The organism is Bacillus sp. LH1 (assembly GCF_057924895.1).
The window spans coordinates 2,309,305-2,323,556 of record NZ_CM175007.1 but is presented as its reverse complement, the minus strand read 5'-3'; the positions used below and the strand labels follow the sequence as shown (position 1 = coordinate 2,323,556).

At 33.6% G+C, this 14,252-nt stretch carries 12 protein-coding genes, 1 riboswitch and 2 other annotated features; of the genes, 5 read left to right on the top strand and 7 right to left on the bottom strand.

The genetic code is table 11. The annotated features are described in order from the left end of the window. Positions 1 to 20 precede the first annotated feature (20 nt). Positions 21 to 623 carry a DUF2441 domain-containing protein gene (locus ACX9TM_RS12160; protein ID WP_001005241.1) on the top strand — a complete coding sequence of 201 codons (603 nt, stop codon included), beginning with the start codon at positions 21 to 23 and terminating at the stop codon, positions 621 to 623. Between the two features lie 21 nt (positions 624 to 644). Further along, on the top strand, positions 645 to 1,598 hold the full coding sequence (locus ACX9TM_RS12155) for a nucleoside hydrolase (RefSeq protein WP_139245340.1): 954 nt from the start codon (positions 645 to 647) through the stop codon (positions 1,596 to 1,598). A 164-nt stretch (positions 1,599 to 1,762) separates the two neighbouring features. Here ACX9TM_RS12155 and ACX9TM_RS12150 read toward each other — a convergent pair whose 3' ends face one another. Further along, positions 1,763 to 2,629, bottom strand: a complete 867-nt coding sequence (locus ACX9TM_RS12150; RefSeq protein WP_065382124.1) for an MBL fold metallo-hydrolase — start codon at positions 2,627 to 2,629, stop codon at positions 1,763 to 1,765. Positions 2,630 to 2,783: 154 nt separating this feature from the next. On the opposite strand from ACX9TM_RS12150, the gene ACX9TM_RS12145 reads away from it, so the two are divergent. Then, the gene (locus ACX9TM_RS12145) at positions 2,784 to 3,521 is read left to right on the top strand and encodes a ZIP family metal transporter (RefSeq protein ID WP_065382123.1); all 738 of its coding nucleotides are present in this window, start codon (positions 2,784 to 2,786) and stop codon (positions 3,519 to 3,521) included. A 390-nt stretch (positions 3,522 to 3,911) separates the two neighbouring features. Here the strand turns inward: ACX9TM_RS12145 and ACX9TM_RS12140 are convergent, their stop codons facing one another. From ACX9TM_RS12140 to ACX9TM_RS12115, 6 genes are all read right to left on the bottom strand, one after another. After that, entirely contained in the window at positions 3,912 to 5,792 is a 1,881-nt protein-coding gene (locus tag ACX9TM_RS12140) for an FtsX-like permease family protein (protein WP_072770352.1), read from the bottom strand. A gap of 11 nt (positions 5,793 to 5,803) precedes the next feature. Then, positions 5,804 to 6,571: an ABC transporter ATP-binding protein gene (locus tag ACX9TM_RS12135; protein ID WP_000106426.1), complete on the bottom strand. Its 768-nt coding sequence runs from the start codon at positions 6,569 to 6,571 to the stop codon at positions 5,804 to 5,806. 249 nt (positions 6,572 to 6,820) lie between these two features. Continuing rightward, complete coding sequence (gene thrS / locus ACX9TM_RS12130; protein ID WP_072770353.1) at positions 6,821 to 8,743, bottom strand: threonine--tRNA ligase; 1,923 nt, start codon at positions 8,741 to 8,743, stop codon at positions 6,821 to 6,823. 44 nt (positions 8,744 to 8,787) lie between these two features. Then, positions 8,788 to 9,009, bottom strand: a binding site (T-box leader). A 36-nt stretch (positions 9,010 to 9,045) separates the two neighbouring features. Then, positions 9,046 to 9,269 (bottom strand) — a binding site (T-box leader). Positions 9,270 to 9,390: 121 nt separating this feature from the next. Next, positions 9,391 to 10,098, bottom strand: a complete 708-nt coding sequence (rluF, locus tag ACX9TM_RS12125) for a 23S rRNA pseudouridine(2604) synthase RluF (protein WP_001222171.1) — start codon at positions 10,096 to 10,098, stop codon at positions 9,391 to 9,393. Between the two features lie 185 nt (positions 10,099 to 10,283). After that, positions 10,284 to 10,904 (bottom strand): YdbC family protein, encoded by a 621-nt coding sequence (locus ACX9TM_RS12120; RefSeq protein ID WP_000925180.1) that lies wholly within the window; start codon positions 10,902 to 10,904, stop codon positions 10,284 to 10,286. Positions 10,905 to 11,295: 391 nt separating this feature from the next. Further along, a complete protein-coding gene (locus tag ACX9TM_RS12115) occupies positions 11,296 to 11,640 on the bottom strand; it encodes a hypothetical protein (RefSeq protein WP_139245339.1) in 345 nt (114 codons plus the stop codon). 132 nt (positions 11,641 to 11,772) lie between these two features. Here ACX9TM_RS12115 and ACX9TM_RS12110 point away from each other — a divergent pair, with 132 nt between their 5' ends. Together ACX9TM_RS12110 and ACX9TM_RS12105 are read left to right on the top strand one after the other, a co-directional pair. Continuing rightward, on the top strand, positions 11,773 to 12,348 hold the full coding sequence (locus tag ACX9TM_RS12110; protein ID WP_001170889.1) for a hypothetical protein: 576 nt from the start codon (positions 11,773 to 11,775) through the stop codon (positions 12,346 to 12,348). Positions 12,349 to 12,556: 208 nt separating this feature from the next. Next, positions 12,557 to 12,677: riboswitch (glycine riboswitch) on the top strand. Between the two features lie 106 nt (positions 12,678 to 12,783). Then, positions 12,784 to 14,151, top strand: coding sequence for an alanine/glycine:cation symporter family protein (locus ACX9TM_RS12105; protein WP_000451037.1), 1,368 nt, complete (start codon positions 12,784 to 12,786; stop codon positions 14,149 to 14,151). Positions 14,152 to 14,252 lie beyond the last annotated feature (101 nt).

Here is a 14,252-nt window from a genome sequence, read left to right as displayed (position 1 = left end):
TTACTACTAGGAGGAGAACCATGAATGAACAAGGATTTTTCGTATATCATATCGTAACAAGGAAAAAAATGAAGATCGGACAAAGCATTCAATTTAATAAAAATCAAACTAATACGCTATTCCACTTCTTTTTTGAAAGAAAACATTTAAATTCTAGTGGTGAAGATTCTATACAAATTTTAAAAGAACATTATACAAATGAAGAATTACATATAAAGAATGAAAATGCTACAGTAGTTATGAATTACATGGATCAAACAATTAGAGCCATTAGAGAAACGATTATGGAAATGGTTAGGCTGCAAGAATATCCTGATTATCCATCAAGATTGTCTTGTTTATATGCTGCTAAAAGCTATGAAGATGCTTTAAAATGGAAAGCATTATTTGATTCTTACAATCGAGAAGTTTTGCAGATTGTTAAACTACGAGTAATCGGAAGTTCTTTTGAAGGTGACGGGAATCTTTTACCGAAAGAAGATGCTATTCCTTTTTCTCAAAAAATGGAACAAGCTAGAGAATATTGGAAAGGAAATGTGAATAACGAACTCCCTGAGCTACTCATTAATGGCGAAATTGAAGTAGTCGAAATTATTGATGACTTTTCCTCAATTCATGTTTAATTTCTAACTAAATCAAATAGGATGGAGATTACAATGATGAAAAAAGTGTACTTCAATCATGATGGTGGTGTAGATGATTTAATTTCACTATTTTTATTACTTCAGATGGATAATGTCAAACTTACAGGTGTTTCAGTTATCCCTGCTGATTGCTATTTGGAACCAGCAATATCTGCAAGTCGCAAAATTATTGATCGCTTCAGCAAAGAATATATTAAAGTAGCCGCATCAAATTCCCGTGCGAAAAATCCATTTCCAAAAGACTGGCGGATGCATGCATTTTATGTAGATGCTTTACCAATTTTAAATGAGGCTGGAAAAGTTATAACACCTGTAGCAGCAAAGTCTGCACATCATCACTTAATAGAAACGCTTCTACAAACGGAAGGAAAAACAACTTTATTATTTACGGGACCCCTAACTGACCTTGCTCGTGCATTATATGAAACTCCCATCATAGAAGATAAAATTGAACGTCTCGTTTGGATGGGTGGTACATTTCTTACAGCAGGCAATGTACATGAACCAGAGCATGATGGAACAGCTGAGTGGAATTCGTTTTGGGACCCTGAAGCAGTGGCTCGTGTATGGGATGCAAAAATTAAAATCGACTTAGTGACACTAGAAAGTACAAACCAAGTTCCGTTAACTATAAACATACGTGAACAATGGGCAAAAGAACGAAAGTATATTGGTATGGATTTCCTTGGTCAATGCTATGCAATGGTTCCCCCTCTCGTTCACTTCTCAACGAACTCTACCTACTATTTATGGGATGTACTAACTACCGCGCTTGTCGGAAACACTAACCTTGCAAAAACTGAAACAATTAATAGTATTGTTCATACATACGGACCAAGCCAAGGACGTACAGAGGAAACTGCTGATGGACGACCTGTAAATGTCGTTTATGATGTAAAACGTGATGTATTCTTTGAATATATTACTGAATTAGCAAAGAAAGCTTCTACTTGAACCACTATCTATACGAAAAATAAATAGAATAAAATCACTTCAGACGATGAACCCCTATATTTAGAATTTAGTTGAAACTACATATTTAACTATTGAAAAGAGTATTGAATTAAATTTCAATACTCTTTTTGTGCAATTTAATTATATTTGATTAATGTAGTGTCTTACAGATTATTCATTTCATAACCATTGACAAAATACGTTATTGTTTCTAACTCATCTTCATTTAATTCTCTATCTAGTTCTTGTTTGTACGCTGCCTTTATCTTCTCTTCATCGCCCTTATGAGCTTCTGTATAAGTTCCTACTGTTTTTAACATACGAATCTCTTGTAAAAACTCCTCTCGATTTATCGCTTCTCCATGAGAAAGAATATATGTCTCAGCATCAAATTTTTCTAATTCATCTATTAACGCAAACGTTCTTTTCGTCGTATAGTTCCACTTCGAGGAAAAAATATCTGCATATATACAGTCCCCTAAAAACAATATCTTTTCTTCTTTTATGTACATAACAACTGAATCATGTGCATGATCTCCGCCCACATGTTTTAACACGCATGTCACTTCACCAAGATCTAATTCAATTTGATTCTGGAACGTTAAGGTCGGAGGAATAATGTTAATATTTCTCGCTTTTTCTTCAAACTCTTTTTTTATGCAATCCGCACAAAATGCAATTTCAGTACCCTCTTTTACGCGTGCGTCCAAAGCTTCATCTGTCCATTCATAAGAAACAAGTGTACGCATCTCTTTTTTCGTTTCAGAATGTGCAATAGACAATGCATCTTGTAGTACAGGCAATCCAAAAATATGATCCCAATGCCAATGGGTTAGTGCTACGAAATCTGGATTCGATACATTTTGTTCTTTTAACATTTCTAAAAATAATTGTGCATGTTCTTCTGAATTCCCTGCATCAATCATTAACGTTTTTTCTTGTCCAACGACCATTCCTAAGATAGGTCTATCTGTTTCAGAAACAGGTGTCATATACCAAAATGAGTTTCCTATTTTTTTAATTTGTTGCATAACCAATTCCCCTTTTCATTTCCTCACTTAAGTTTAATATATAGATTATAACGAATCACTACTTTTTTCTCTATACTCAAACACAATTACTTGGACTATTCTAACTTTCCTTTTCGTAAGCTAAAAATAAGTGGAAGAATCGGAGTGTGATACTATGGAACGATTATGGATTCCAATGATTGTTACGTTTTTTTCATTTGGTGGATTACTATTAGGCGGTGCTGTTGGAGTAGCAACACGCCAACTCATTGAAGAAAAGATGCATCGTTTATACGCATTATGTGGCGGAATTTTACTTGGGCTTTTATCCCTTGAAATTATTCCTGAAACATTTTCAAGCTACGAAATGATTGGGCCTATACTTGGTATAGCCATCGGTATTTTAGTTATGAGCTTATTAGATAACTATTGTCACCATCCAATGATACATAAAAAAGAGCAACAAGCATGGCAAACCTTCCTTTTTCTCTCTTTCGCTATATTTATTCATAATATACCTAGTGGATTTGCGTTAGGTACAGCTTTTATAAATCATAATGACTCTGCCATTCCCTTTTTAATAGCAATCGTCGTTCACCATATTCCTGAAGGCTTAGCATTAATTATCCCCTTTCTCTTTACAAAGCATAAATATGTTTCCTTTTTATTAACAACTTTATTACTTTCTCTTATTCTCGGTACTGGCACAGTTTTTGGCATTTTGATGGAAGGAAAAGCTCTTCACCTGCAAGGACTCATTATGGGAAGTGCTATCGGTTCACTTGGCTATGTCACAATTCATGAAATGCTTTGGAAAGCTAAGAAACAGCTCTCTTTCCTTACATTTCTAATATGGGCAACTAGTGGTTTTCTCCTAATAATAGCATTTACTCTACTAGCTGGACATCACTAAATTAAACAAAAAAGATAGCTGAAAACAATTTGTCTTCAGCTATCTTTTTTATTCTTTCTATTTCTCTATAGCTCCCTAGAAAAAACATGCATATACTTTGTTTTGAAATAACTGTAGTATTTCTTTCATACTTCGTATCGTTTCTCTCGACAAAACATTATTATTTTAGTCATTTATTAGAAGTTATATTATATTTTTTGACCATCATCTAATATTTTCGTTATTTGTAAAAAACATAAAAAAGAGTCTCTATTTTCAAAACAAGGACTCTTTTCATAAAGTGAAACTTTAATCATTCGGGCTTTTACGGGCAGCAGGGCCCCACCTAACTTCTTTGCTTCCGCTGAATTTTGAGGTGGAGTCTTATTGCCCGGCAAATAGCGGGATAAACTATTTAGCTACCTCTTCTTTCGGCATTACCATACCTTTATAAAGTTGAACAGTTATCCAGTAATAGATGAAATAAATGATTAAGAATATCCCAATTGGCACCCACACTTTTACAAACGGGTCAACTAATATAAAGCTGAATAAGTTAAGCCCTACTAAAACGTGAGAAATGCCAATGATTGCTGGGAAGATAAATAAATATGAAATTTCTTTATATATACTTTTCGTTAGCATACTGCGTCTCACACCAATTTTTCGTAACATTTCATAACGGCGTATGTCGCGAGAAGCACCTGTTAATATCTTGAACATAAGGGAACTTGCCATCATTGCTAAAAAGGCAATTCCGAGGAAAAATCCCATAAACATTGTTCCGCTCATGAAGCTGTTCATAAACTGATAAATTGTCATTTTCGTAAATAAGTCTACCTTTTCACCTGTTGCTTTTTCAATTTGTGCTTTTTGTCTCTTGTCTATTTCGATTAATAACGGTTTATATTTTTTCATATCATCTACTTTTGCTAATGTTACAGTGTGTTCTGTTCCTTGAATTCCTTTATAATGCTCTTCGTCTGCAATTCTTACTGGTTTTCCGTTAAATTGATTATGCGTAATTTGTATCTCTCTTACAACTGCGTCTTCCCAATCCTTTGGCATACGAGGGAATTTTGCTAATTCAGGAGCCTCTAAAGCTGAATATACAGGTTCTGTTAAAGGTTCAGTCACACGTTTACGAACAGGCTCTTTTAACGTTTTTGTATCAAAATGGTCTGAAACAAGTGGTGGTTTCGCAGTTAAGTCGTTACGTAAATAATAAACGGCTTCTCCATCTACTTTATATTTGTACTTGCTTTCTTCAACAATTTCCATTTCTTTTAAGGCAGCTTTGTCTTGATCATTCGGATCATGAATTACAACATCATATACACGAGAAAAGTCTGTCATAATACCTACATTTTTTTGGAAAGCCATACCTGCCGTCATCGCACCTGCGCCTAATGCAATTAACATCGCTACAGTACCTAATACTCTCGATAAACTATTTACTCGAAAGCGTAGCTGTGCATATGTAAAACTATTTAGACCAGTTTCATTTCGTTTTTTATTCCCCTTAATTTTCATCACAAAAAATGGGAGTAATGAACTAAAGGTAAAATATGTTCCAAGTGTTGTAACGATGGTTGCTATAATAAAACCTAATTCAGCATATATTTTTACATTGATCATAAAATAGTACCCTATACTTACTAGTAATACACCAAGTACTGTCATTATAATAATGCGAGTTTTACTTTTCTTCACTTCATCTAGTGTTTCATCTTCACGAATTAACTCTAGTTCAGTTTTACGTAACAATCGGACACTGTTCATTAAGCCAGTAATGAAAAATAGTATTAAGAAGAAAATAGCTGTAACTAAAATTGCTGGTGTGTATACAGATGCATAACTACCTTTTGCTGAAATTTCCATTCCATTCATTAAAAAATTTCCTGCTACACTTGCAAGTAACATCCCTACTAAAATACCGATAATAATACTGACAATACCCATACCGAATGTTTCAATAAATAATAACTGTGCTACTTTTTTCTTTTTTGCACCAAGCATCATGTACATACCGAGTTCTTTTCTTCTTAACGTGAGTAAGAAAGAGTTGGCATATATAATATAAAATACAGTAATGAAAGATAATAGTATTGCACCTACCCAAAAGACGAGTCTAATACTACTAATTAGGCTATTATCTTTCGTAAATTCGCTATTCATCGCCATCGTTTGGAACATATAGAAAATACTAATACTAATAACGAGGCCAATAAGTAAAACCATATAATCTTTTAACATTTTTTTCATACTATGACGTGATAATTTAAATAACATAGTTTCGCCCCCTACTTAGACTCAGCAGCTGAGCCCATATGAGCGAGCACACCTAAAATGTCTTGATAGAAATTCTCTCTAGTGCCTTGACGATTTAATTCTTTATAAAGAAGACCATCTTGAATAAATAAAATACGCTCACAATAACTTGCACTAAATGCATCATGTGTAACCATCAAAATACTTACATTGTGATTTTCATGTAAATCTTGCATTGCTTCTAATAAACTTTTTGCGTTTTTACTATCAAGCGCACCTGTCGGTTCATCTGCTAATACAATTGCTGGATTATGTACTAAAGCTCTTGCCGCCGCTGTTCTTTGCTTTTGTCCACCAGAAACAGCAGTTGGATATTTTGTTAAAATTTCAGTAATTCCTAATTTCTTCGCAACGTCATTTACCTTTCCAGTAATCTCACTTGATGGTACGCCTTGCAGAGAAAGTGGTAAAGCTATATTTTCATAAATTGATAAGTTTTCTAGTAGATTAAAATCTTGAAAAATGAAACCTAATTTTTGAGAGCGAAAATCAGATAACGCATTGCCCTTCATAGAAGTAATATTTGTACCAGCTATCGTCACACTACCACCTGTCGCTTGGTCAAGTGTACTTATCACATTAAGTAAAGTCGTTTTTCCAGACCCAGAAGGACCCATAATCCCGACAAATTCTCCTTCTTTAATACTTAACGATACACCCCTTAATGCTTTTGACTGATTCTCATTTCTTTTTCCATACGTTTTTTCTACACTTTCTACAGTAACTACATTTGTTGACATCTCTTTCACTCCATCCCTTTTGTATAAAATTAATTTCTCACATATTTCTTATTATTTTGTCATGTAAATCCTTAAGATTTTTTTAATTATTCATTCAATAAGAGTTACACCTGTAACATGAACCTATTTCCTACTTCATATTCTCATTTTTCTACAACTCGTTCCCTCGATTTCGCTTACATTTACCTTACATTTTTGTAAGATAAAAAAGAAAACACACTAATTTCTAATAGTGTGTTTTCTTTACAATCAATATTTTCTATTCTTTATTTCTTCTTCAATAGTTGCCACAAATACATCTAGTGCAATAACTTCTGACTTCTCTTCCCCATATTTACGTACATTTACAGCTCCGTTTTCCATTTCCTTATCTCCAATAACAAGAACATACGGCACTTTTTGCATTTGTGCTTCTCTTATTTTATATCCTAATTTTTCATCTCGTGCATCTTGTTCAACACGAACTCCAGCTTGTGCTAATTTAAGTGCAATCTCATTGGCATATTGTTCATGTACTGCATTTGAAACTGGAATTACTTTCACTTGAACTGGTGCCACCCATGCCGGGAACGCACCTCCAAAGTGCTCAATTAATATTGCTAAGAAGCGATCTAATGACCCTAAAACTGCCCTGTGAATAACAACTGGTCTTTTCTTTTCATTATTTTCATCTATATAATTTAAATCAAATTTCTCTGGCATTTGGAAATCAAGCTGGATTGTTCCGCACTGGTGACTTCTATTTAAAGCATCTTTAATATGAAAATCAATTTTCGGCCCGTAAAATGCACCGTCACCTTCATTTAGTCTATATTTATAATTTAGCGATTGTAATACATTTTCTAATGCTGCTTCTGCTTGCTCCCATAATTTATCATCACCCATTGAGTCTTCTGGACGAGTAGAAAGCTCTACTTCATATTCGAATCCAAAAGTTTTATATACGTAATCAATTTGCGCCATTACTGATTTAATTTCATCTTCAATTTGTTTTGGAGTTACAAATAAATGTGCATCATCTTGGCAGAAAGTACGTACTCTTAATAATCCGTTTAAGGCACCACTAAATTCATGGCGATGTACTTGACCAAATTCACACATACGAATCGGTAATTCACGATAAGAATGCAATTTATTTTTAAACATAAGCATGTGCCCTGGGCAGTTCATCGGTTTTAATGCAAAACTTTTATTATCTACTTCAGAGAAATACATATTATCTTTATAATGTCCCCAGTGCCCTGATCTCTCCCATACTTCTTGGTTCATCATGAACGGAGTGCGTACTTCTTGATAATTGTACTCTTTTTGAATTTCTCTTAAAAATGCTTCCAATTCGTTACGAATCATTTGTCCTTTCGGTAAATAAAACGGCATTCCCGGAGCCTCTTCAGAAAACATAAATAACTCAAGCTCACTGCCTAACTTACGATGATTTCTTTTTGCTGCTTCTTCAACGAAATGTAAATACTCTTCTAATTCTTTTTGAGAAGAGAATGCAACACCATATATGCGCTGAAGCACTTGGTTATTACTATCACCTCGCCAATATGCACCGGAAACGTGAGTTAATTGAAATGCTTTCAAATAACCTGTAAATGGTAAATGTGGCCCTCTACATAAATCTACAAATTCACCTTGTTTATATAGTGTTACACTTTCCCCACTAGGAATTGCTTCTAAAAGTTCTAATTTCAAGCGATCGTTCATTTCTTGAAACAGTTTTGCTGCTTCTTCTCGAGAAACCTCAACTCGTTCTATCTTTATATTTTCATTTATAATCTTTTTCATTTCTTTTTCGATTTTTCGTAATTCTTCTACGTTTACACTACTTGGAAGATCCATATCATAATAAAATCCATTTTCAATAACAGGCCCCACCCCAAGATTTATATCACCATACATTCTTTTTACAGCTTGCGCTAAAATATGTGCCGCAGAGTGTCTTGTAATTTCTACACCTTCATTTGAATCTATAGTAATGATTTCTACTTCCGCATTTTCTTCAATATTTCGGCGTAAATCATATAACCCATCATTCACTTTCCCCGCGACTGCTTTCTTTTTCAAACTACTGCTAATGGATCCCGCAATTTCTTCTAAAGTAATTCCTTTTACAAATTCTTTCACGCTACCATCTGGAAATTTAATTTCAATCATTTGTTCTTTCATTTTTCATCTCTCCATTTCATAATAAAAAGCACACTCATCCCTAACATAGGGACGAGCGTGCTTTTACCCGTGGTTCCACCCAGATTCCCATCACAAAATGCAATGGCTTCTTTTACGGTAACGTCGTTTATACGGCACTAGATACTTAATTTCCCCAGTGCAGCTCTAAGGTGGTAAGTTATTTTTCTGCGTTAGGAAGTTCTCAGCTTTCCTTCCTTCTCTGTATAACCGGGTAAAATAACTCGTGTCCTTTTCTTCGCTTATTATGAAATTTAATGCAAAAAAGCATATTCATCCCTAAATATAGGGACGAATATGCTTATATCCGTGGTTCCACCCAGATTCCCATCACAAAAAACATAATGGCTTCTTTTGCGATAACGTCGCATACACGGCACTAGATACTTAATTTCCCTAGTGCAGCTCTAAGGTGGTAAGTTATTTTTCTGCGTTAGGAAGTTCTCAGCTTTCCTTCCTTCTCTGTATAACCGGGTAAAATAACTCGTGTCCTTTTCTTTGCTTTTTGTAAAACATCCATTTATTGTTATTTAATATATCTTATTCATTTTATTTTTGCAAGTGTTTAAAAAAATTATTTATTTAATTAAAAAAGTGAAACCAAATTTTTTTGGTTTCACTTCACAATTTTACCAATCTTGTGGTTCGTAATTTAAGTCTGCAAATAGACGTCTTTTCTCTTTCTTTGTTAAATCTCTCCACTGCCCAACCGGTAAATTATTCAATTCAATATTCATAATTCTCGTACGTTTTAACGTGTATACTTGATAACCTAAAGCTTCACACATACGGCGAATTTGACGATTTAGCCCTTGTGTTAAAATAATTTGGAACTCATATTTTGATAACTGTGTAACCTCACAAGGAAGCGTTTTTGTTCCTAAAATTTTAACACCCGCTGCCATTTTCTCTAAGAAATCAGGTGTAATTGGCTTATCTACTGAAACGATATATTCTTTCTCATGTTTGTTTTCAGCACGTAAAATTTCATTAACAATATCACCATCATTCGTTAACAAAATTAAACCGTCTGAGTCTTTATCAAGACGTCCAATGTGACTAATTCGTAAAGGATGGTTCACTAAATCGATAATATTACCTTTTACTGATTTTTCACTCGTACATGTAATACCTACTGGTTTATTTAAAGCGATATATACGTGATCTCGAGCAATTCGAAGCTGCTCTCCATTTACTCGTACATCATCACCTGGGTTCACTTGGTCACCAATTTTTGCAACCTTACCGTTAATAATTACTCTTCTCTCATTAATTAGTTTATCCGCTCCACGTCGAGACGCTTTTCCAGCTTCACTAATAAATTTATTGATACGCAAATTAGGCACATCCTTTTCTAAAAAAATTTCAAGCTCACACTGCTTCTACCGTACAATACAAAAGGGTAAGCCTCCTATTATAACTTAAATATATTAACATGAAAGGGTATATAACGTCTTCTATTAATTACTTGTTTATAAGAAAATATCTTTATTATACATTCATTTATACACTTTTTCAGCGTTTAATATACAAGCCATTCTTCCTTACATACAGCTTGTTTTCCTTTTATCTCTTCTATATCTTCATGAATATTAGCTAATTTATATAAATCTGGGAAAATCTCTTCCACATAATGTTGATGCGTCTGTTCATCTTTCCAATACGTTAACACTATGTAACGATTTTCATTTTTTAAAGACTTCCCAACTACTCCACCTAACATTCCTTTTGCTTTTTCCATTCCTTTATTCCAAATTGTTTCTTGCTTCTGTAAAAAATACTTTTCCTTTTCCACCTTTACATCACATATAGCAACTCTTACGAATGATCCTTCTGTAACAACGTCTTTCAAATGCGTATCAGTTATATCATACAACGTTTGAAATAATTCAATTTCACACGAAAGAAACGTATCCTCTTGATTACTATTTACATAAATTGTATCGTGAGCACCATTCATAAATGATTGATATGTACTTCTATCTTCCCATAAAGTAAATACACATGCCTCATCTTCATACCATCCACCAAATTGTCCATGAAAACCATCTAGATGCCGTATATCACTCCATTTTTCTTGCGCATTTGAAAACAATTTCTTTTTCTCTTCTTCCACCTTACAGTAGATTGTTTTTAGTAACATTTTTAATTCCCCCTTATGATTCGATCCATTTCCCACTCGCCATACTTTCTATTTTTCCATATACACAAACATTAATTTTTTTGTTATCAGCTCCATTACTTAATCAAAATTTGATGCCCTCCGTAAATGTTGTAAGTTGATTACGAGAATACTTACCGTGTAAAAATACATCTAAAATATAAAAATTAAAATCTCTTACTTTGTTTTCTTATCCCAGTTATAGTTTACATAATATAATTATGTATCGCTATTTATATCATTCAATAAAATATACTATTTTATTCTATATGCATAATATTTTTAATTCAAACAATTCAGAATTAAAATCCGAAAAAGATAGAAAGTAAACAATCCTACATTATCATCTACTCCCTATCTCTCTTATCATCAATTATTTTTCAAATAAATAATACGTAATTTCTCCTGGATAATGTAATACAGTTACCTTCCGCTCCCCTTTTTTAAAACTAACAGTATGCCCGTTTTCCCCTAAGTTCTCCCATCCATTTGCTTTTGTAATAGGCATTACACTTATATATTGATAGTCCTCTTCATTATCATCGTTAATATGGATTGCTGACATTGGCACTGGAAAATCTTTAATTTTAGATTCTTTGTCTACATATATGAGTGCAAATAAACCAACTAATAACATAGCCATTGAAATACTTAAAACCAGTTTTCTTCTATTCATTTTCACTAAAAACCCTCTTTTCTCGCATATAGCTTTCATCATTTTACTAAATTTAATTATTCGTGTATAGAAAAGACATAATTTAAATTATTTCTAACCTATTTTCTCTACTTTAAACAACATTATTGTTATATATTATAATTATAAGTTTTTAAATTTTGGAGGCGTTACATATTGCAGAAATTACTTTTTACTAAATGGACAGTTGTTATTTCTATTTTCATCATTTTCGGTACGATTTTCTATGTTACTAATGTTAAAAATAACAACGAAAAAGCAACTGTAGAAACAGCGGAGACAAAAACTTTCAAAACGAAATTACAACCTAAAATTCATGAATTGACTACTCATTATAATGACATCATCGAAAAAGATTGGTTACCTGCCTGGGAAGAGATTAACACGAATGGAGATTCAGTAGATCGAAATAAACTATTAGTTACAATGAGTGCTGTTTCCAAACAGTACGAAACAATTATGAACGAAATAGACACGCTTAAAATTGAAGAAAACATAACAGATATAGATATACAAAAACAACTACTTCAATTCACAACTCAGTTTAAATCCGCATCAAATTTCATGAAAAATGCAGCAAATTTGATTATAGACGGAGCAAATAACTCTACTCCAACCAATGAAACTATTGAAAAAACAAAACAAGCTTTAGGACTTGCGGATCAACATATTGTCATCGCTTTATCTACTTTAAATGAAGTTGAAGATAAATTAGGACTTACAAAAAAATAAAACTATTTACTATTTTAAAATAAAAAATGATTGCAATTCACAATTTGTATGTCTATAATATTTTTATTGATTTACAATCAATGTGTTTATAAATTTTATAATTCGGATGAACCATTCAGGAGAAGGTCTATTGATCTACCGACGGGGCAAAAAGTTGTTATACCAGCTTTGAAACTCTCAGGTCTTGGTTACAAGTAGAACTGCATGGGGACGAATCTCTGGAGAGACTCCCTCTCGCTTTCATAGAGCGCGGAGGAAAACGAGCACCGAAGGAGCAAATCCGCTACTTTAGCGGATAATCTCTCAGGTAAAAGGACAGAGACAAGCGAAAGAAAAAGCCGATTGTATCGGTTTATTTTTCTATCCCTTGTTTCTCCAGAGACCATTTCATTTACTTGAAGTGGTTTTTATTTTTTCTAAAAAAGGAGAATAAAGATGGAGACAGTAAGTAAAGTATTAGAACAACTAAATCAATACGTGTGGGGATTACCAACTTTGTTGCTACTCGTTGGAACAGGTATCATTCTCACAGTGCGTTTGAAAGGTTTACAGTTTAGTAAACTATTATACGCTCACAAACTAGCGTTTAAAAAATCAGAAGATACTTCTTCTTCTGGAGATATTAGTCACTTCCAAGCACTCATGACAGCTATGGCCGCAACGATTGGTATGGGTAATATAGCCGGTGTTGCAACAGCGGTTACAATTGGTGGTCCTGGTGCAATATTTTGGATGTGGATTACCGCTTTATTCGGTATGGCAACAAAGTATGCAGAGGCAATACTTGCAGTGAAATACCGTGTTAGTAATGAAAATGGTGAATATTCAGGTGGACCAATGTATTATTTAGAGCGTGGTTTAGGTAAGAAATGGCTTGCTATATTATTCGCTATATTTGGTACAACTGCTTCTTTCGGTATTGGTAATATGGTGCAATCTAACTCAGTTGCAGAGGCAATGCGAATTAATTTCTCTTTCCCTCCTGCTTTAACTGGTATAGTAATGTCATTTTTAATCGCAATTGTTATTTTAGGCGGTGTAAAAAAAATCGGGAAAGTGACGGGATATGTCGTTCCTATTAAAGCTTTCTTTTATATAATTGCTGGTCTTATAATTATTTTCTATCACTACGACCAAATTCCAGAAGCATTTTCACTTATTTTTTCTGGTGCATTTAATGGTACAGCAGCTGCTGGTGGTTTTATTGGGGCAACAGTTGCATCAGCTATCCAAATCGGAATGGCGCGTGGTGTATTTGCGAACGAAGCTGGTTTAGGGAGTGCACCAATTGCGGCGGCGGCGGCAAAAACCGATTCGCCTGCAAAGCAAGCTTTAGTTTCAATGACTGGTACTTTTCTAGATACGTTTATTGTATGTACAATTACAGGACTAGTATTAATTACTACAGGCGCTTGGAAATCAGGTAAAACTGGTGTTGAAGCTACAACACTTGCATTCCAATCTGTATTCGGTACTGCTGGTAGTATGATTCTCGGTATCGCAATTATTTTATTTGCCTACTCTACTATTTTAGGCTGGTCGTATTATGGAGAAAAATGTGTAGCTTATTTATTCGGAGAAAGTGCAGTTAAATATTATAAAGCAATCTTTATTTTCATGATTGCAATTGGTGCTAATTTAAAGCTAGGAATCGTATGGACATTTGCTGATATTGCAAATGGACTTATGGCAATTCCAAACTTGATTGGTTTGATTGGATTAAGTAGTATTGTTGTTGCTGAAACGAATCGCTTTTTACAAGCAGAGAAATTGAAAGAAAATAATAAAAAACAGGCAAGTTAATCTATGAAAAAAGGAATGACTCATACATGATGAGCATTCCTTTTTTCATCCCCTCTTTTACTTAATTACTATCATTAAAAATATATTTATATCAATATTTA